The organism is Enterobacter sp. J49, assembly GCF_002148625.1.
GTDB classification, from domain to species: Bacteria; Pseudomonadota; Gammaproteobacteria; order Enterobacterales; family Enterobacteriaceae; genus Enterobacter; species Enterobacter ludwigii.
Genome location: NZ_MWPY01000027.1, coordinates 86,459 through 104,917, shown reverse-complemented (window position 1 = coordinate 104,917; position 18,459 = coordinate 86,459). Strand labels below are relative to the sequence as shown.

Genomic DNA, 18,459 nt, shown 5'->3' with positions numbered 1-18,459 from the left:
AGTTCACTCAGAGACTTGGTATTCATTTTTCGTCCGAGGACGTTAAGAATCCATGTCACTTTGAGTGCCCACACAGATTGTCTGATAAATTGTTAAAGAGCAGTTGCGACGCGGCTTACAGCTCACCATCGCGAGGTCACGTATATTACGTTTTCCTCATTCAGAGTCAAGCATTTATTTTTGCTTTTCTCTGTTGGTGTTCATCTCTGAACCCCGCTAACCCGGCGGCTTGCAAGCCGTTGTTCCGTGTCAGTGGAGGCGCATTATAGGGAGTTCTCAGACGTTGACAACCCCTCTTTTAAAAAAAACGTTCAACCGTCTCTTTTTTGCTCAAAATCGTGCTACAGCGCCAGTTTTTCGAGCGTTTCAAAGCCATAACGGCGTAAAACGGGCAAAAGTTGCTCGGTCTCATTAGTGATGGCCATACAAAAAGCGATGTTTGCATCGGCAGATTTTGCATCCGGAGCTTCATGTTCCAGCAACCAGGCCGTACGTCGGGCTATAGCCGCCCCCGAATCCACCAGCCGCGTGCCCTCAGGCAGAACTTCTAATAACTCTTCCTGTAATAGAGGGAAATGGGTGCACCCCAGCACAACGGTGTCCGGTGGCTCCGGCATCCGCAGCCACGGGCGGAGAATACGGCGCAACTCTTCGAGCGGCACTGCCTTTCCGTGCAGCTTCGCTTCGGCGATCTCGACCAGTTCCGCCGAACCGAGCATCGCAATCTGGCATTCGTTGGCAAAGCGGTCGATTAACTCGCGCGTATAAGGTCGCTTCACCGTGCCTCGCGTTGCCAGTAAACCAACAATGCCGTTTGCCGTCAGACGCGCGGCAGGCTTTATTGCAGGAACAACGCCCACAACCGGGAACTGGAATTTTTCGCGCAATGCAGGAAGCGATACTGTACTGGCCGTGTTACAGGCGATGACCGCCAGCGAGAGGGGATAACGCTTTTGTACCGCGGTGACGATTTCAACCACACGCTCAACAATAAAGTCTTCACTCTTTTCCCCATACGGGAACGCGACGTTATCAAAGGCGTAAATGTAATGGAGATCCGGCAGCAGATGTCGGATCTCATCATAGACCGAAAGCCCACCGACGCCGGAATCAAATACCAGCACGGTGGGACGCGGATTAGAAGGTGTAGCTGCCAGACAAGGTGTATTCCCGTCCTGCAGTTTGGTAGCCATAAACTGTCTCGTAATCTTTGTCGAACAGGTTGGCTATTTTACCACGAACTGTAAGGTGAGAGGTGACAGGATATGAAACTGCGACATCCCACAGGCTTACGCCGCCCATTTTCACCTTTTCAGACGGGTAGGTACCAAAGTCAGTGTCGTAACGTGTTCCCAGGTAGTGGTAAGTCAGGCTCCAGTCGAATTCATAGACCTGCGTATCAAGCTGATACTTCACCTGCTGCTTAGCCCGGCGATCCAATAGCTGGTTTGTTACCGCATTGCGTGCATCCACGTAATCGTAACCGACCGTATGAGTCAGTGGACCTGTATCAAAGGACGCTGTGGCTTCAACCCCTTTAATACGCGCCTTGCCTACGTTGTAGTATTCCTGAAGGTTGTTATTAAAGTCGATCAGGTTATCAACGTCATTGCGATAGGCCGATACGCGCCAGTTTACGCCAGCCGTCAGGCCTTCGAACGCGCCTTCCCACTGTTTACTCTCCTCAGGATCAAGATGGTCGTTGCCATAGAAACCATACAACTGCCCGAGGTTGGGTGCTTTATAGGCAGTGCCATACGAGGCAATGAATCGATAACCTTCAATGAACTCCCAGCCCGCACTGCCCTGCCAGGTGCCATGTCGACCAAACTGAGAGTTATCGTCGCTACGCGCTGCCCCTTCCAGGGTAAAGTCGCCAAACTGCTGCAGCGCAGTCAGGTAGACGCCGGTGTTACGCAGGTCATAGCCGTTTGTGACATAGCTTGTTCCTGGTTCGGTGCTCTGCTTCTGCCAGTCGACACCTGCGCCAATATTGCCATGGCCCACCTCAACGGAGTTAGTCCACTGCACGTTGTACTGTTTGATCTCATCCAGCGTGGCATTGGAATCATAACGTCCCAGATGCGGGTCGTAGTTATAATCTTTGCTGTGGCTGTAGCTGGTGAGAAGTTGTGAATGGAAAATGTCATTATTAAAGCGCAGCCCAGCGTCCCAGGTCTGGCTATAGAGCTGGCGAGTATCAACCAAAACATCAGGCGTAAATGAACTGTAATAGCCGTCATAGGCGGTACGGTTGCTGTAGCCATAGCCGCGAACGAACCCGCTCCACTGATCAGAGAAAGCATGCTCCAGCGCACCGTAGAGGGTTTTATTCATAAAGCCGTCACGATCGGTCTGGGCCAAACCACCGTTGTTGCCATCCGCGACCACGTCAAAGCCTTTGGTATAGGTATAATCACCCGCCAGCGTCACGCGCGTGCTGTCACCCAGGGTTTGCTGGGTGCTACCACCGTAATTTTGGTAGCCATGCGAGCCTACGCCCGCATTCAACGTCGTGCCGTCCTTCGCGCGGGTAGTAATAATGTTCACTACGCCACCAATCGCATCAGAACCATAGACTGCAGAGCGTGGCCCGCGAATATATTCAATGCGCTGCACCAGGGCGATCGGGAACTGACTGAGATCGGACGACCCCGTTACCCCAGCCTGGTTAAGACGGATCCCGTCGACAAGAATAAGAACATGACTGGAATTAGTTCCCCGAATAAAAAGAGAGGAAAGTTGCCCCATTCCGCCGTTTTGGGCAGTGTCCACGCCAGGCAAGCGACGCATAACGTCAATGACGGTGTTTGCCTGCCAGCGATCAATATCCTCGCGCGTCACCACAGACGTTGGTGCAAGAACGGTATTAACAGGTTGCTCAAAACGGTTTGCTGTCACCACCAACGAGTCGGCGCTATCCTGCGCCCAGCCCGAAAATGCCGTGACGGACAACGCCGTCAACAGCGATACTTTTTTAATCATTGTTAAAGCATCCACAATATAAGAAGGATGCCGCAGGCTTCATCTATAGCACGCGATGACGAAACCAAATGCGACGTGATCCCGGCAGGTCTTCGGGCTAGGTGGCGTTTTGCGGATGAAGACTTCCCATTTTCACAGTGTCTACAATTCTCATCCCGCCAGTCTTTACCGCTGCGCGTCAGCTCCAGATTTTCACTGGATTCCCTTTTCACTCTCAGGAGACCGGAAACAGAATGCTACAATTAGACACGTATAGATGTCCAGATAGCTATTGGCCATTAAATCTGGACATCCACTGCACAATCCCTACAATCCCCGCGTAATTCTTTATCACTCAGGACGCATCATGACCCCCGAACACCTCCCAACAGAACAGTACGACGCACAGCTGGCAGAGAAAGTTGTCCGCCTGCAAAGTATGATGACGCCTTTCAACGCGCCCGTTCCTGAGGTGTTCCGCTCGCCCGTTAGCCACTACCGCATGCGTGCGGAGTTCCGCATCTGGCACGACGGTGACGACCTGTACCACATCATTTTTGATCAGCAGACGAAGTCCCGCATTCGGGTTAACAGCTTCCCGGCGGCGAGTGAACTCATCAACCAGCTCATGACGCTGATGATCGACGGCGTACGCAACAACCCTGTGCTGCGCCACAAGCTGTTCCAGATTGATTATCTGACCACACAAAGCAACCAGGCGATTGTCTCTCTGCTGTATCACAAAGCGCTGAATGACGAATGGCGCGAGCAGGCAGAAGCGCTGCGCGATGCCCTGCGCGCGCAGAACATCAACGTTCACCTGATTGGTCGTGCGACAAAAACCAAAATCATGCTGGATCAGGATTTCATCGACGAACGTCTGTCGGTGGCGGGAAAAGAGATGGTGTACCGCCAGGTTGAGAACAGCTTTACCCAGCCAAACGCAGCAATGAACGTACAGATGCTGGACTGGGCGCTGAAGGCGACCGAAGGGTCAAAGGGCGATCTGCTAGAGCTGTACTGCGGGAACGGCAACTTCTCCCTGGCGCTGGCACGTAACTTTGAGCGCGTCCTGGCGACGGAGATTGCCAAGCCGTCCGTTGCCGCTGCACAGTACAACATTGCCGCCAATCACATCGACAATGTGCAGATCATTCGTATGTCTGCAGAAGAGTTCACGCAGGCCATGAATGGCGTACGACAGTTTAATCGCCTGGAGGGGATCGATCTGAAGAGCTATCAGTGTGAGACGATTTTTGTCGATCCGCCGCGCAGTGGCCTGGACAGCGAAACCGAGAAGATGGTGCAGGCGTACCCGCGTATTTTGTACATTTCCTGTAACCCGGAAACGCTGTGCAAGAATCTCGAAACATTAAGCCAGACGCACAATGTTGAACGTCTGGCTCTCTTCGATCAGTTCCCGTATACGCACCATATGGAGTGCGGCGTACTTCTTACCGCGAAGTAACGTGATGGCAGGCAGGTCAACCTGCCTGCAACCCCACTCTCTTACTCCGGCAGCTCGTGCTTGCGGCTACGCATGCGCGAGCCAATCCAGAACACCAGTACCACGGAAAGTACCGCCGGCAGGAAGTTAGAACCGATATCCGGATACTCTGCACGCACCACGGTGCTATACAGCAACACGCCAAGAATAAAGCAGGCCGCGGCCAGCCCAGGCAACCCGACCGGCATGGTGCGGTTCAGGTAACGCTGATGCAGACAATACACCGTCAGCACCAGCGCAATGAGCGGGAAAATAGAAAATGGAACGATCGAGCTGAACACAGCCGCAAACGTGCCATTAATTGATAAGCCAGCGATCAATGCCAGCAACAGCGTACCCTTATCCTGACCTGACTGTTTCATTACTCACCTTCACTCTTCGGTTTGATGTGCCAGTTTCTCTTGTTCACGGCGATACCAGTAGTACGCGCCTTTGGAGATCATCCTGAGCTGTAATACCAGTCGCTCTTCGAGCTGCTTGCGTTGTTCGATGCTGACATCCAGCGCTTCGGCACCCGCGCTGAAAACAATCGTCACCATCGCCTCAGCCTGTGCTTCAGTGAACGCACGCGGCATATGGTTTTCGAGTTCAAGATAGTCGGCAAGTTCCGCGATAAAATGCTGAATTTCACGCGCTACAGCGGCACGGAACGCGGCTGATGTTCCGGAACGTTCCCGCAACAGCAGGCGAAATGCGTTGGGGTTATTGCCAATAAATTCCATAAAGGTCGACACAGAGGTGCGGATCACGCTCCCCCCTTTAGCGATACGCTGCCGCGCCTGGCGCATAAGCTGACGCAGCATCAGCCCGCTCTCGTCGACCATGGTCAGACCCAGTTCATCCACATCACGGAAATGACGATAGAAGGACGTTGGCGCAATCCCGGCCTCGCGCGCAACTTCACGCAGGCTTAAACTGGCAAAACTACGCTCGGCACTCAGTTGACTGAATGCGGCTTCCACCAGCGAACGCCGGGTTTTCTCTTTTTGTTGTGCTCTTACGCCCATCACGATAGTTGAATCCTTCCAAAGGCCTGATGGCACTATACCAGAGAATAAAATTAATCTGTTTGCCTGGCTTTGTGAATGATTGTTTACGTACGGTTTGTGCTCCACTGCCGGAAAAAAGCACAACGATAATTGGGTTACTCGGGCAATGATGTTATGATTCTGTTGCTTTTATGTATAAGAACAGGTAAGCCTTACCATGCCACATTCCTACGATTACGACGCAATTGTGATAGGTTCCGGCCCCGGCGGCGAAGGCGCTGCTATGGGACTGGTGAAACAGGGAGCCAGAGTAGCGGTGATAGAGCGCTACCATAACGTTGGCGGCGGTTGCACCCATTGGGGCACCATCCCTTCCAAAGCCCTCCGCCATGCCGTTAGCCGCATTATTGAATTTAACCAGAACCCTCTTTACAGCGACCACTCCCGACTTCTTCGTTCCTCCTTTGCTGACATCCTGAATCATGCGGATACCGTTATTAACCAGCAGACACGGATGCGCCAGGGGTTTTATGAGCGTAACCACTGTGAAATTTTGCAGGGCAATGCGCACTTTGTTGATGAACACACCCTGGCGCTCGAATGCCACGACGGGTCAGTCGAAACCATCACGGCGGAAAAATTTGTCATCGCCTGTGGTTCACGCCCGTACCATCCGGCAGACGTGGACTTCTCCCACCCGCGCATTTACGACAGCGACTCCATCCTGAGCCTGCACCACGAACCCCGTCATGTGATTATCTATGGCGCAGGGGTGATTGGCTGCGAATATGCGTCGATCTTCCGGGGCATGGACGTGAAAGTTGACCTGATCAACACCCGCGACCGCCTGCTGGCCTTCCTCGATCAGGAAATGTCAGACTCGCTCTCTTACCACTTCTGGAACAGCGGCGTGGTGATTCGCCACAACGAAGAGTACGAGAAAATTGAAGGCTGCGACGACGGTGTGATCATGCATCTGAAATCGGGCAAGAAGCTGAAAGCAGACTGCCTGCTGTACGCCAACGGCCGTACCGGTAACACTGATTCTCTGGCTCTGGAAAATATCGGGCTCGAAACCGACAGCCGCGGTCAGCTGAAGGTGAACAGCATGTACCAGACAGCCCTGCCGCATGTGTATGCCGTCGGTGATGTTATCGGTTATCCAAGCCTGGCTTCTGCAGCATACGATCAGGGACGCATCGCGGCGCAGGCGCTGGTGAAAGGCGAAGCGACGGCACATCTGATCGAAGATATTCCGACAGGTATTTATACCATCCCGGAAATCAGCTCCGTCGGGAAAACCGAGCAGCAGCTGACGTCAATGAAGGTGCCTTACGAGGTGGGTCGCGCACAGTTTAAACATCTGGCGAGGGCGCAAATCGTGGGAATGAGCGTGGGTACGCTGAAGATCCTGTTCCATCGCGAGACGAAAGAGATCCTCGGTATTCACTGCTTCGGTGAACGCGCGGCGGAGATTATTCATATCGGCCAGGCGATCATGGAGCAAAAAGGTGGTGGTAACACCATCGAGTACTTCGTTAACACCACCTTCAACTACCCGACCATGGCGGAAGCCTATCGGGTCGCGGCACTGAACGGCTTAAACCGCCTGTTTTAACGCATTGTCAAAATGGCCATCCATCGAACCACGGATGGCCTCTGCCAGCTGCTCATAGCGGCTGCGCAGCGGTGAACCCGGACGATAAACCAGACCAATGGTACGACGTGGCTCTGGTTTAATGCATGGCAGATAAACCACGCCGTCACGTTTACGTTCGCGCGGCACGGCCAGTGCCGGCAGCAATGTGATCCCACTGCCCGCCGCCACCATATTCCGCAGCGTTTCAAGGCTGGTTGCGCGGAAATGGGTATCCTCGTCAGCACCCGCTTCGAAGCAGAAGCCCATCGCCTGATCGCGCAGGCAGTGACCATCTTCCAGCATCAGCAGTTTTTCACCGGCCAGATCGGCCATCGGCACGCGATCGCGGTTCGCCCACGGGTGATCTTCATAGATCGCCAGCATCATGGGCTCATCAAACAGCGGCACTTCGATAAAAGCTTCGCTCTCTTTGACCAGCGCCAGAATGGCACAGTCGAGCTTGCCGCTGTCTAACTGCGCCAGCAGCTGATGGGTTTGCGCTTCATGCAGATACATTTCGAGTTTCGGGAACGTCTGATGCAGCATTGGAATGATGTGCGGCAACAGGTACGGGCCAACGGTTGGGATCAGGCCAATATGCAACGGGCCGGACATCGCCTCCCCTTGCTGGCTTGCCATTTCCTTGAGCACTTTGACCTCGCGCAGCACGGTGCGCGCCTGATCCACCAGCAGCAGACCTGCCTGGGTGAACAGTACCTTACGACTGGTGCGCTCCAGCAGCATCACGCCCAGCTCGTCTTCCAGCTTGCGGATCTGGCCGCTCAGGGTAGGCTGGCTGACGTGGCAGGAATCTGCCGCGCGGCGAAAATGGCGGTGCTCGGCTAACGCTACCAGGTATTCAAGATCACGAATATTCATTATTCATCCTCCGTCGCCACGATAGTTCATGGCGATAGATAGCATAGCAACGAACGATTATCCCTATCAAGCATTCTGTTGAATAATACACCACATAGACGAGGCGGCACGTGTTTGACCCTTGACGTCCCCGCACCGTCAGCGAGTTTCTCTCAAAACTCGAACAACTAAAGCCAACGTGAACTTTTGCGGACCCCGTGGTCCGCATTTTTTTTGCGTAAAAAAGGCCGGGGATAAAAGCAAAATGGCAACCGAAGTTGCCATTTTTAGTGTTTACTCCCTCTCCCCGTGGGAGAGGGCCGGGGTGAGGGCACCAGCCCGCACTCATCAAACCAGCCGGTTTTTCGCATCCGCAATCGCCTGCGCGACTTGCTTCGGTGACACGCCGCCTTTCGCTGCACGCTTATCCAGACAAGACTGCAACGCCAGAATCGGATACACATCATCACCGATAACCGCACTGAATTTCTGCAGGTCGGTCAGCGGCAACGCTTCCAGTGCCTTACCCTGACGAATGGCTTCAACCACCGCTTCACCGACAATGTGGTGCGCTTCACGGAACGGTACGCCTTTCGCCACCAGGTAATCGGCAAGCTCGGTCGAGTTTGCATAGCCCTGCTGCGCCGCTTCCTGACAACGCGGGCGTTTCACCTGAATGCCATCCAGCACCAGCGCGCCCATATGCAGGCAGTCCAGCCAGGTATCGAGCGCGTCGAACAGCCCTTCTTTGTCTTCCTGCATATCTTTGTTATACGCCAGCGGCAGCCCTTTCAGGGTCATCATCATGCCGGTCAGCGCGCCCTGCACACGGCCACACTTACCGCGGATAAGCTCCAGCGCATCCGGGTTTTTCTTCTGTGGCATCAGGGAGGAGCCTGACGTCACGCGGTCAGACAGCTCAACAAACCCGGCTTCACCGGAGTTGAAGAAAATCAGGTCTTCGGCAAAGCGCGACAGATGCACCATGCCGATAGACGCATTGGAAAGCAGCTCCAGCACGTGATCACGGTCAGAGACGCTGTCCAGGCTGTTACGGGTGGCTGAAGCAAAGCCCAGCCAGCCTGCCAGCTGGTCACGGTCGATTTCATAGGCCGTCCCTGCCAGCGCACCGCTGCCCAGCGGGCTCACGTCCAGACGCTTCAGGGTATCCTGCAGACGGCTTTCATCACGCGCCAGCATCTCAACGTAGGCCAGACACCAGTGCGCAAAGGTTACCGGCTGCGCACGCTGCAGGTGGGTATAACCCGGCATCACCGCGTCCTGGTTGTTCTGCGCGGTTTCCACCAGCGCGCCCTGCAGCTGACGGTTGGCTGCCAGCAGTTCACCAACGGTATCTTTACACCACAATTTCAGATCAGTCGCGACCTGGTCGTTACGGCTACGCCCGGTATGCAGTTTTTTACCCAGCTGGCCGACTTTATCAATGAGTTTCCCTTCCACCCAGCTGTGAATATCTTCCGCATCGCTGGCGAGGATCTGCTGCGGGTCCAGACGCACCTCTTCCAGCAGGTTATTCAGCGCCTCTTCCAGCTGCAGTTGTTCGTCTGCGGTCAGGACGCCCACGGTGACCAGCGCTTTGGACCAGGCCACAGAGCCGACGATATCCTGCTCGGCCAGGCGGTAGTCGAAGCGCAAAGAGTCGTTGAACTGTTTGAACCGCTGATCCGCTGCCTGTGTAAAACGCCCACCCCAAAGTGCCATAACATGCTTCCTTAATATCTTTGAATTTCATTGCCCGGCTGCGCTGCGCTGACCGGGCCTGCAGAATCGGTAAATTGCTTACGCCAGAATACGCGTGCCAATCGGCGTGCCGTTAAACAACGCCGGGAGTTGCTCCGCGTGGCGCCAGGAGGCGATGTCCACCGGACGTCCGAGCGTACGCGCGGCATCCAGCGCCGCATTGACTTTGACGATCATGCCGTCGGTAATAATGCCCTGCTCGATAAGCTGTTCGGCTTTCGCTGCGGTCATTTCCGCAATACGCTGGCCTTTGCCGTCGAGAATACCGCTTACGTCAGAGAGCAGAATCAGGTCCGCGCCCAGCGTAGCCGCCAGAGCCGTTGCCGCCTGGTCTGCATTGACGTTCATCAGCTCGCCCTCTTCGGTCACCCCGATAGAGCTCACCACCGGCAGGAATCCTCCTTCCAGCAGCATGTTAATCAGCTTAGGCGAACCAGGCTGTGCCAGTCCAACGTGTCCGAGCTCTTCGTCGAGCTGGGTCACTTTTACGCTGTCACCATCGCCCAGACACAGGCCGACAGAGGCGATATGGTGTTTCTTCGCCCACGCCAGCAGCGTTTTGTTCGCCGTCCCCGCCAGGGCACCGGTAATAATGTCAATCTGGTCAGCAGGCGTGACGCGCAGGCCATTTTTCTTTTTCACCGGCAGGTTGAGCCCTTTCATCAGCTCATCAACCACGCAGCCGCCGCCGTGCACAATCACCAGCGGACGTTGGTGTGATTCGCGATAGTTCACCAGCGCGGTAAAAAGACGCTCCAGCGCTTCTTCGCTGTCCAGCAGTACACCACCGAGTTTGATAATTAATGGGTTCATCATCACACCTTAAATAAGAGCCTGGGTTTCCGGGAAACCGAAACGAATATTTGCACACTGCATTGCCTGTGCGGCAGCGCCTTTAAGTAAGTTATCTTCCGCAGCCACCACAATCAGGTGCTCACCCTGCACGGCAAAACCGATGTCGCAGAATGGCAGGCCAACCACGTTTTTCAGCGCCGGCACGCCTTTGTCGTACAGACGCACCAGCGGTTTGTCCGCATAGGCCTGCGTAAAGGCTTTGCTCACCTGTTCGTGGGTCACGCCGGGTTTCAGGCGGCAGGTGATGGTTTCGAGGATCCCTCGCGGGAAGCTGCCCAGATGCGGCGTGAAGATGACATCCGCACCCAGATGCGTCGTGATTTCAGGGTGATGGCGGTGATTGAACACGCCATACGGCTGAAGGCTCACTTCGCAGAAGCTGTTAGCGATAGCGGCTTTACGCCCCGCGCCGCTGACACCACTGGTGGCGTTGATCACCGGCCACTGGTTCAGATCCAGCAGGTCTGCGTCGATCAGCGGCTTCAGAGAAAGCTGTGCCGCCGTCGGATAACAGCCCGGCACGGCAACCAGATCCGCTTCTTTCAGTTTATCTGTGCTCCACTCCGCCAGGCCGTAAACCGCTTTTTCCAGCAGTTCAGGGTGTTGATGGGTGAAACCGTAATATTTTTCGTAGAACGCGCCGTCATTCACACGGAAGGCGCCGGAGAGGTCGAACACCACACAGCCGGCCGCCAGACAGTGCGGAACCAGGTCGTGGCTGACTTCATGCGCGGTAGCTAAAAACACCACGTCGACACCGTCGGTGAACGCGCGGATGTCAGACATTGGCTGCAGCGGCAGATCAACAATGCCTTTAAGTTGCGGATGCAAATCGGAAATTAACTTTCCTGCATCATTGCTTTGCGCTGACACGGTCAAAGCGGTTATGGTCATATGAGGATGGCGATTCACGTAGCTTACAAGCTCTGCGCCCGCATAACCGCTAGCGCCTACAATCAGCGTATTCAACATCGGGTTCCTTTATGCTCAACGTTAATGTATTTTTATTCACATTTATTGCATGAATATTGATACTATCACGACCTAAGGTGTGTCAACAATGAAAATGAACTTACCGCCATTTATCGAGATTTACCGCGCCCTGATTGCCACACCCTCCATCAGTGCGACCGAAGAAGCGCTGGATCAGAGCAATGAGTCTTTAATCAATCTGCTGGCAGGTTGGTTTAGCGATATTGGGTTTAACGTTGAGGTTCAGCCCGTTCCCGGAACACGCCATAAATTTAACCTGCTCGCCAGTACCGGACAGGGTGCCGGCGGCCTGCTGCTGGCCGGTCATACCGATACCGTTCCCTTTGACGATGGCCGCTGGACGCGCGATCCGTTCACCCTGACCGAGCATGACAACAAGCTTTACGGTCTGGGCACCGCCGACATGAAAGGCTTTTTTGCTTTTATCCTCGATGCGCTGCGTGACGTGGACGTGACAACGCTGAAGAAACCGCTCTACATTCTGGCCACTGCCGATGAAGAGACCAGCATGGCCGGGGCGCGCTACTTCTCTGAAAACACCTCGATTCGCCCGGATTGCGCCATTATTGGTGAACCAACGTCACTGCAGCCAATCCGCGCCCACAAAGGCCATATCTCCACGGCGGTGCGCGTGCTGGGCCAGTCAGGCCACTCCAGCGATCCGGCGCGCGGCGTCAACGCCATCGAACTGATGCACGACGCCATCGGCCGCATCATGCAGTTGCGCGACTCGCTGAAAGAGCGTTATCACTACGACGCATTCACCGTGCCTTACCCGACGCTGAACCTCGGCAGCCTGCACGGTGGCGATGCATCCAACCGTATCTGCGCCTGCTGCGAACTGCATATGGATATCCGTCCGCTACCGGGCATGACGCTGAGCGATCTCGATGGCCTGTTGACCGAAGCGCTGGCACCGGTCAGCGAGCGCTGGCCGGGTCGCCTGACGGTCTCCGAGCTTCATCCGCCGATCCCTGGCTACGAATGTCCGCCGGATCATCAACTGGTTGAAGTCGTGGAAAAGCTGCTCGGCGAGAAAACCGACGTGGTGAACTATTGCACCGAAGCACCGTTTATTCAGACCCTGTGTCCTACACTGGTGCTTGGCCCGGGTTCCATCAACCAGGCCCACCAGCCGGATGAATATCTGGAAACGCGCTTTATCAAACCGACCCGTGAACTGATTACCCAGGTCGTGCATCACTTCTGCTGGCATTAAAATGCCCCTGAGGGTTCCCTCTCCCGGTGGGAGAGGGTCAGGGTAAGGGCAACAAATCCCGCGATCTTCGTCACATTCCCATAAGCATCTCTTATCTGACGCAAAGCGAATTAAATTTCGTAAATTACCCACATTTATTCGTTTGCTGAACCGTTTTCGCAGCAATTGACGACGGGGGTTTTACGTGGCTTTATAAAGGGAGATGACAAAATATTGTCCAAAAGATTTTCGATTGGGCATAAACAAAAATGATGGGGTGACTGGGTTTTTATGAACGAACAATATTCCGCGTTGCGTAGTAATGTCAGTATGCTCGGCAAAGTGCTTGGAGATACCATCAAAGATGCGTTGGGGGAAAACATCCTCGACCGCGTTGAAACCATCCGCAAGCTGTCAAAATCTTCCCGTGCAGGTAACGAGGCCAGTCGTCAGGAGCTGCTCACCACCTTGCAGAACCTTTCTAACGATGAGCTGCTGCCCGTTGCCCGCGCCTTCAGCCAGTTTCTGAACCTGGCAAACACCGCTGAGCAATACCACAGCATTTCGCCGAATGGCGAAGCTGCCAGCAACCCGGAAGTCATTGCCCGTACGCTTCGTAAACTGAAAGACCAGCCAGACCTCAACGAAGACATCATCAAAAAAGCGGTGGAGTCCCTTTCGCTGGAGCTGGTTCTGACCGCTCACCCAACCGAAATCACTCGCCGCACCCTGATCCACAAAATGGTGGAAGTGAACAACTGCCTCAAGCAGCTGGATAACAAAGACATTGCTGACTACGAGCGCAACCAGCTGATGCGCCGTCTGCGCCAGCTGATTGCCCAGTCCTGGCACACCGATGAAATTCGTAAGCATCGTCCAAGCCCGGTCGACGAAGCCAAATGGGGCTTTGCGGTGGTGGAAAATAGCCTGTGGGAAGGGGTGCCGAACTACCTGCGTGAGCTGAACGAGCAGCTGGAAGCGAATCTGGATTACCGCCTGCCAGTCGATTTTGTGCCGGTACGCTTCACCTCCTGGATGGGCGGCGACCGTGACGGCAACCCGAACGTCACCGCGGAAATTACCCGCCACGTGCTCCTGTTGAGCCGCTGGAAAGCAACCGACCTGTTCCTGAAAGATATTCAGGTATTGATCTCCGAGCTGTCGATGGTAGAGGCCACGCCTGAACTGCGCGCGCTGGCCGGCGAAGAAGGTGCCAGCGAGCCGTATCGTTTCCTGATGAAAAAACTGCGTGGCCAGCTGATGGCGACGCAGGCCTGGCTGGAAGCGCGTCTGAAAGGCCAGCGCCTGCCGAAGCCGGAAGGCCTGCTGAGCCAGAACGAGCAGCTCTGGGAGCCGCTGTATGCCTGCTATAAATCACTGCAGGCCTGCGGAATGGGCATCATCGCGAATGGCGAACTGCTCGACACCCTGCGTCGCGTGAAGTGTTTCGGCGTGCCGCTGGTGCGTATTGACGTCCGTCAGGAAAGCACCCGTCATACCGAAGCGCTGGGCGAACTGACCCGCTATCTCGGCATCGGCGACTATGAAAGCTGGTCCGAAGCGGACAAACAAGCCTTCCTGATCCGCGAACTGAACTCCAAGCGTCCCCTGCTGCCACGTAACTGGGAGCCAAGCAACGAAACCCGCGAGGTGCTCAACACCTGTAAAGCGATCGTTGATGCGCCGAAAGGATCGGTGGCTGCCTATGTGATCTCCATGGCGAAAACGCCGTCTGACGTGCTGGGCGTTCACCTTCTGCTCAAAGAAGCCGGTATCGACTATGCCCTTCCGGTTGCACCGCTGTTTGAAACCCTTGATGACCTGAACAACGCCAACGACGTCATGACGCAGCTGCTGAATATCGACTGGTACCGCGGCTTTATTCAGGGCAAACAGATGGTGATGATTGGCTATTCCGACTCCGCAAAAGACGCGGGCGTCATGGCGGCATCCTGGGCGCAGTATCAGGCACAGGATGCGTTGATCAAAACCTGTGAAAAAGCGGGCATCGAACTGACGCTGTTCCACGGACGCGGCGGCTCGATTGGCCGTGGTGGCGCGCCAGCGCATGCGGCACTGCTGTCACAACCGCCGGGAAGCCTGAAAGGCGGCCTGCGTGTGACCGAACAGGGCGAAATGATCCGCTTCAAGTACGGCCTGCCGGAAGTGACCATCAGCAGCCTGTCGCTCTATACCAGTGCAATTCTGGAAGCGAACCTGCTGCCACCACCAGAGCCGAAAGAGTCCTGGTGCCATATCATGGACGAGCTGTCAGATATCTCCTGCGATCTGTACCGCGGCTACGTGCGTGAAAACAAAGATTTTGTGCCTTACTTCCGTTCAGCTACCCCTGAGCAGGAGCTGGGTAAACTGCCGCTGGGTTCACGCCCGGCTAAACGCCGCCCGACCGGTGGTGTAGAGTCTCTGCGTGCCATCCCGTGGATCTTCGCCTGGACCCAGAACCGTCTGATGCTGCCCGCCTGGCTGGGCGCAGGCGCGGCGCTGCAGAAAGTGGTGGAAGATGGCAAACAGAACGAACTGGAAACCATGTGCCGCGACTGGCCATTCTTCTCCACCCGTCTGGGTATGCTGGAGATGGTCTTCTCGAAAGCAGACCTGTGGCTGGCGGAATACTACGATCAGCGTCTGGTGAAGCCTGAGCTGTGGACGCTGGGTAAAGAGCTGCGCGAACTGCTGGAAGACGACATCAAAGTGGTGCTGGACATTGCTAACGACTCGCACCTGATGGCGGATCTGCCGTGGATTGCCGAGTCCATCCAGCTGCGTAACATCTACACCGACCCCCTGAACGTCCTGCAGGCGGAGCTGCTGCACCGTTCACGTCTGGCGGAAGAAGAAGGTAAAGAGCCGGATCCACGCGTCGAACAGGCGTTGATGGTGACGATTGCAGGCGTTGCGGCAGGTATGCGTAACACAGGCTAATCCATTGGCTTCATACAGGCCCGGCAGCGCTAACGCTGCCGGGCGATATCCGGTATTCACGCCATGCACCACGACATCAGCACCCTTCTGACCGACCTCATTAATGGCACCGTCGCGCTACGTGACGTACGGTTTGTCGCCCCGCCCGACCCACACTCCCGCACAACGCCTTGCCTGGTCATTAACCTCGATAATGCCTGCGAAGCGTGGTTTTCTTCCTCTGCGGAGGGGTTACTTCATACCGGTCACGCGCTCAGCATCAGCTTCGGTAAACAGCAGCTGTCGCTTCGTCTTTATCGGGATAACGTGCTTATACAGCACCAGCAGGTTGCCCGGCGCGGCCCCCGAACCGGAGCGTTTCTCCTGCAAACGCTGGCCGAGCTGCAGATGCAGCCTGATGAACAGGAAACGGCCAGACTGGTGGTACTGAGTATGCTCAGCCACTGTCGCGATCTTCTTGGCAGCGACATTCATACTGACAGCCGCAGTCGTGCTTTGTTTGAAGCCATCCGGCGCTATCTCGATGAACATCACGCCTCACCGCTGACCCGCGATTCCGTGGCGCGGGCGTTTTATATTTCACCCAACTACCTTTCACATCTGTTTCAGAAGACCGGGAACGTGGGGTTCAATGAATACCTGACCCAAACGCGTCTGGAACACGCGCGCCAGTTGCTCAAGGGTTATGATCTAAAAATCAAAGACATTGCCGCCCGCTGCGGCTTTACAGACAGCAACTACTTCTGCCGCCTCTTTCGTAAGCATACCGAACGCTCCCCTTCCGAGTACCGCCGCCAGTATCACAGCCAGCTGACTGCCAAAAACTAGCATTGTGATCGCCCTCTCACTTCACTAAGCACATTACATTTGTCCAGTATTTGGCAAAATTGACCTGTATCCCCGGCCAGCAGCCCCACCTTATCCTTAGGTTAACCTTTCTGACTTAAGGAAAAATAATGGAACTGTATCTGGATACCGCCAACGTGGCAGAGGTTGAGCGCCTGGCGCGCATTTTTCCGATTGCCGGCGTCACCACCAACCCGAGCATTGTAGCCGCCAGCGGCGAAACCCTCTGGAACGTACTGCCGCGTCTGCAAAACGCCATCGGGCCACAGGGTACGCTGTTTGCCCAGACTATGAGCCGTGAAGCCGAAGGGATGGTGGCAGAAGCCAAACGCCTGAGTAACGCCATTCCTGACATCGTGGTGAAAATCCCGGTGACCGCGCAGGGCCTTACAGCGATAAAAATGCTGAAAAAAGAGGGCATAACCACGTTGGGCACGGCCGTTTACAGCGCCGCCCAGGGTTTACTGGCCGCGCTGGCGGGAGCGAAATATGTCGCACCGTATGTTAACCGCGTCGACGCTCAGGGCGGGGACGGCATTCGTATGGTACAGGAGCTGCAATCCCTGCTCGAACGCCACGCCCCAGAAAGCAACGTGCTGGCCGCCAGCTTCAAAACACCACGTCAGGCGCTGGACTGCCTGCTCGCCGGATGTGAAGCAATCACGCTTCCTTTAGATGTAGCGCAACAAATGCTCGGCACCCCGGCGGTAGAGTCAGCCATAGAGAAGTTTGAGCACGACTGGAAAAACGCGTTTGGTAACCTCAACCTCTAAGGGAGATCTGTTATGGACCGTATCATTCAATCGCCGGGGAAATATATCCAGGGCGCTGATGTTCTCACCCGTCTCGGCGACTATCTGAAACCACTGGCAACACGCTGGCTGGTTGTGGGCGATAAGTTTGTGCTGGGTTTTGCACAAGAGACCTTGCTTGAGAGTTTTAAAAAAGCGGAAATTCATGCTGAAATCGCGCCCTTCGGGGGCGAATGTTCGCAAAACGAAATCGATCGCCTGAAAAAACGGGCCGACGGCGCCGACTGTATGGCGGTGCTCGGTATCGGCGGCGGGAAAACGCTGGATACCGCCAAAGCGCTGGCGCATTTTATGGACGTGCCTGTTGCCATCGCCCCGACTATCGCTTCCACCGACGCCCCTTGCAGCGCCCTTTCCGTCATTTATACCGACAGCGGTGAATTCGATCGCTACCTGATGCTGCCGCATAACCCGAACATGGTGATTGTCGACACCCGGGTGGTGGCTGGCGCTCCGCCGCGTCTGCTGGCCGCCGGGATAGGCGATGCCCTTGCCACCTGGTTTGAAGCGCGCGCCTGTTCCCGTAGTGGCGCGATCACCATGGCGGGCGGAAAATGTACCCAGGCTGCGCTAGCCCTTGCCGAGCTGTGCTACAACACGTTAATTGAAGAGGGTGAGAAAGCGATGCTCGCAGCCGGGCAGCACGTGGTCACACCGGCGCTGGAGCGCATCATTGAAGCCAATACCTATCTGAGCGGCGTTGGATTTGAAAGCGGTGGACTGGCGGCCGCACACGCCATTCACAACGGAATGACCGCCGTGCCGGAGGCACATTCGTTCTATCACGGTGAAAAAGTGGCGTTTGGGACGCTGACGCAACTGGTGCTGGAAAATGCCCCGGTAGAGGAAATTGAAACCGTCGCGGCGCTGTGTCACAGCGTAGGTTTGCCCATCACGCTGGCACAACTGAATATTAAAGAGGATATTCCGCTTAAAATGCGGCTGATTGCCGAGGCTGCCTGCGCAGAGGGGGAAACCATTCACAACATGCCAGGCGGGGTGTCACCTGATCAGGTTTACGCGGCGCTGCTGGTGGCCGATCAGTACGGGCAACGGTTCCTGCGGGAGTGGGCGTAACCGGTATGGCCGGATAA

The 18,459-nt window shown here is 55.5% G+C and carries 15 protein-coding genes and 1 riboswitch; of the genes, 7 read left to right on the top strand and 8 right to left on the bottom strand.

Features of this window, described 5'->3' with window-relative positions:
- Positions 1–341: 341 nt before the first annotated feature.
- Positions 342–1,193 carry a glutamate racemase gene (gene murI / locus BJP35_RS07260; RefSeq protein ID WP_020883936.1) on the bottom strand — a complete coding sequence of 284 codons (852 nt, stop codon included), beginning with the start codon at positions 1,191–1,193 and terminating at the stop codon, positions 342–344.
- Positions 1,138–2,985, bottom strand: a complete 1,848-nt coding sequence (gene btuB / locus BJP35_RS07255; RefSeq protein ID WP_047742278.1) for a TonB-dependent vitamin B12 receptor BtuB — start codon at positions 2,983–2,985, stop codon at positions 1,138–1,140. The genes murI and btuB overlap by 56 nt, the downstream gene beginning before the upstream one ends.
- A gap of 65 nt (positions 2,986–3,050) precedes the next feature.
- Positions 3,051–3,227: riboswitch (cobalamin riboswitch) on the bottom strand.
- Positions 3,228–3,331: 104 nt separating this feature from the next.
- On the opposite strand from btuB, the gene trmA reads away from it, so the two are divergent.
- Complete coding sequence (gene trmA, locus BJP35_RS07250) at positions 3,332–4,432, top strand: tRNA (uridine(54)-C5)-methyltransferase TrmA (RefSeq protein ID WP_041162909.1); 1,101 nt, start codon at positions 3,332–3,334, stop codon at positions 4,430–4,432.
- A 41-nt stretch (positions 4,433–4,473) separates the two neighbouring features.
- On the opposite strand, the gene BJP35_RS07245 is transcribed toward trmA, so the two are convergent.
- The gene (locus BJP35_RS07245) at positions 4,474–4,833 is read right to left on the bottom strand and encodes a YijD family membrane protein (protein WP_025202767.1); all 360 of its coding nucleotides are present in this window, start codon (positions 4,831–4,833) and stop codon (positions 4,474–4,476) included.
- 9 nt (positions 4,834–4,842) lie between these two features.
- A complete protein-coding gene (gene fabR, locus BJP35_RS07240; protein ID WP_008501784.1) occupies positions 4,843–5,481 on the bottom strand; it encodes an HTH-type transcriptional repressor FabR in 639 nt (212 codons plus the stop codon).
- A gap of 196 nt (positions 5,482–5,677) precedes the next feature.
- On the opposite strand from fabR, the gene sthA reads away from it, so the two are divergent.
- Entirely contained in the window at positions 5,678–7,078 is a 1,401-nt protein-coding gene (sthA, locus tag BJP35_RS07235; protein WP_014172175.1) for a Si-specific NAD(P)(+) transhydrogenase, read from the top strand.
- Here the strand turns inward: sthA and oxyR are convergent.
- The 4 genes from oxyR to argC form a co-directional block, all read right to left on the bottom strand.
- On the bottom strand, positions 7,061–7,978 hold the full coding sequence (gene oxyR / locus BJP35_RS07230; RefSeq protein WP_014172176.1) for a DNA-binding transcriptional regulator OxyR: 918 nt from the start codon (positions 7,976–7,978) through the stop codon (positions 7,061–7,063). The two genes, sthA and oxyR, sit on opposite strands and share 18 nt — an antisense overlap.
- Positions 7,979–8,305: 327 nt before the next feature.
- Entirely contained in the window at positions 8,306–9,679 is a 1,374-nt protein-coding gene (gene argH, locus BJP35_RS07225) for an argininosuccinate lyase (protein WP_014172177.1), read from the bottom strand.
- A 78-nt stretch (positions 9,680–9,757) separates the two neighbouring features.
- A complete protein-coding gene (gene argB, locus BJP35_RS07220; protein WP_086462987.1) occupies positions 9,758–10,534 on the bottom strand; it encodes an acetylglutamate kinase in 777 nt (258 codons plus the stop codon).
- A gap of 6 nt (positions 10,535–10,540) precedes the next feature.
- On the bottom strand, positions 10,541–11,545 hold the full coding sequence (argC, locus tag BJP35_RS07215) for an N-acetyl-gamma-glutamyl-phosphate reductase (RefSeq protein WP_047742281.1): 1,005 nt from the start codon (positions 11,543–11,545) through the stop codon (positions 10,541–10,543).
- A gap of 88 nt (positions 11,546–11,633) precedes the next feature.
- On the opposite strand from argC, the gene argE reads away from it, so the two are divergent.
- The 5 genes from argE to BJP35_RS07190 all read left to right on the top strand — a co-directional run bounded on the left by argE (position 11,634) and on the right by BJP35_RS07190 (position 18,442).
- The gene (gene argE, locus BJP35_RS07210; RefSeq protein WP_020883942.1) at positions 11,634–12,785 is read left to right on the top strand and encodes an acetylornithine deacetylase; all 1,152 of its coding nucleotides are present in this window, start codon (positions 11,634–11,636) and stop codon (positions 12,783–12,785) included.
- Positions 12,786–13,055: 270 nt separating this feature from the next.
- Positions 13,056–15,707, top strand: a complete 2,652-nt coding sequence (ppc, locus tag BJP35_RS07205; RefSeq protein ID WP_014172182.1) for a phosphoenolpyruvate carboxylase — start codon at positions 13,056–13,058, stop codon at positions 15,705–15,707.
- Positions 15,708–15,770: 63 nt separating this feature from the next.
- Positions 15,771–16,535, top strand: coding sequence for an AraC family transcriptional regulator (locus tag BJP35_RS07200; protein WP_040018280.1), 765 nt, complete (start codon positions 15,771–15,773; stop codon positions 16,533–16,535).
- 128 nt (positions 16,536–16,663) lie between these two features.
- Positions 16,664–17,326 carry a fructose-6-phosphate aldolase gene (gene fsa, locus BJP35_RS07195; RefSeq protein WP_047742283.1) on the top strand — a complete coding sequence of 221 codons (663 nt, stop codon included), beginning with the start codon at positions 16,664–16,666 and terminating at the stop codon, positions 17,324–17,326.
- Between the two features lie 12 nt (positions 17,327–17,338).
- Positions 17,339–18,442, top strand: coding sequence for a glycerol dehydrogenase (locus tag BJP35_RS07190; RefSeq protein ID WP_032679239.1), 1,104 nt, complete (start codon positions 17,339–17,341; stop codon positions 18,440–18,442).
- Positions 18,443–18,459 lie beyond the last annotated feature (17 nt).

Excerpts from the sequence above, each read along its gene's own strand:
- fsa (WP_047742283.1), top strand. The coding sequence starts at position 16,664 with ATGGAACTGTATCTGGATACCGCCAACGTGGCAGAGGTTGAGCGCCTG.
- trmA (WP_041162909.1), top strand. The coding sequence starts at position 3,332 with ATGACCCCCGAACACCTCCCAACAGAACAGTACGACGCACAGCTGGCA.
- BJP35_RS07245 (WP_025202767.1), bottom strand. The coding sequence starts at position 4,833 with ATGAAACAGTCAGGTCAGGATAAGGGTACGCTGTTGCTGGCATTGATC.
- btuB (WP_047742278.1), bottom strand. The coding sequence starts at position 2,985 with ATGATTAAAAAAGTATCGCTGTTGACGGCGTTGTCCGTCACGGCATTT.
- argB (WP_086462987.1), bottom strand. The coding sequence starts at position 10,534 with ATGATGAACCCATTAATTATCAAACTCGGTGGTGTACTGCTGGACAGC.
- argH (WP_014172177.1), bottom strand. The coding sequence starts at position 9,679 with ATGGCACTTTGGGGTGGGCGTTTTACACAGGCAGCGGATCAGCGGTTC.
- sthA (WP_014172175.1), top strand. The coding sequence starts at position 5,678 with ATGCCACATTCCTACGATTACGACGCAATTGTGATAGGTTCCGGCCCC.
- argC (WP_047742281.1), bottom strand. The coding sequence starts at position 11,545 with ATGTTGAATACGCTGATTGTAGGCGCTAGCGGTTATGCGGGCGCAGAG.
- argE (WP_020883942.1), top strand. The coding sequence starts at position 11,634 with ATGAAAATGAACTTACCGCCATTTATCGAGATTTACCGCGCCCTGATT.
- oxyR (WP_014172176.1), bottom strand. The coding sequence starts at position 7,978 with ATGAATATTCGTGATCTTGAATACCTGGTAGCGTTAGCCGAGCACCGC.
- ppc (WP_014172182.1), top strand. The coding sequence starts at position 13,056 with ATGAACGAACAATATTCCGCGTTGCGTAGTAATGTCAGTATGCTCGGC.
- BJP35_RS07200 (WP_040018280.1), top strand. The coding sequence starts at position 15,771 with ATGCACCACGACATCAGCACCCTTCTGACCGACCTCATTAATGGCACC.
- murI (WP_020883936.1), bottom strand. The coding sequence starts at position 1,193 with ATGGCTACCAAACTGCAGGACGGGAATACACCTTGTCTGGCAGCTACA.
- BJP35_RS07190 (WP_032679239.1), top strand. The coding sequence starts at position 17,339 with ATGGACCGTATCATTCAATCGCCGGGGAAATATATCCAGGGCGCTGAT.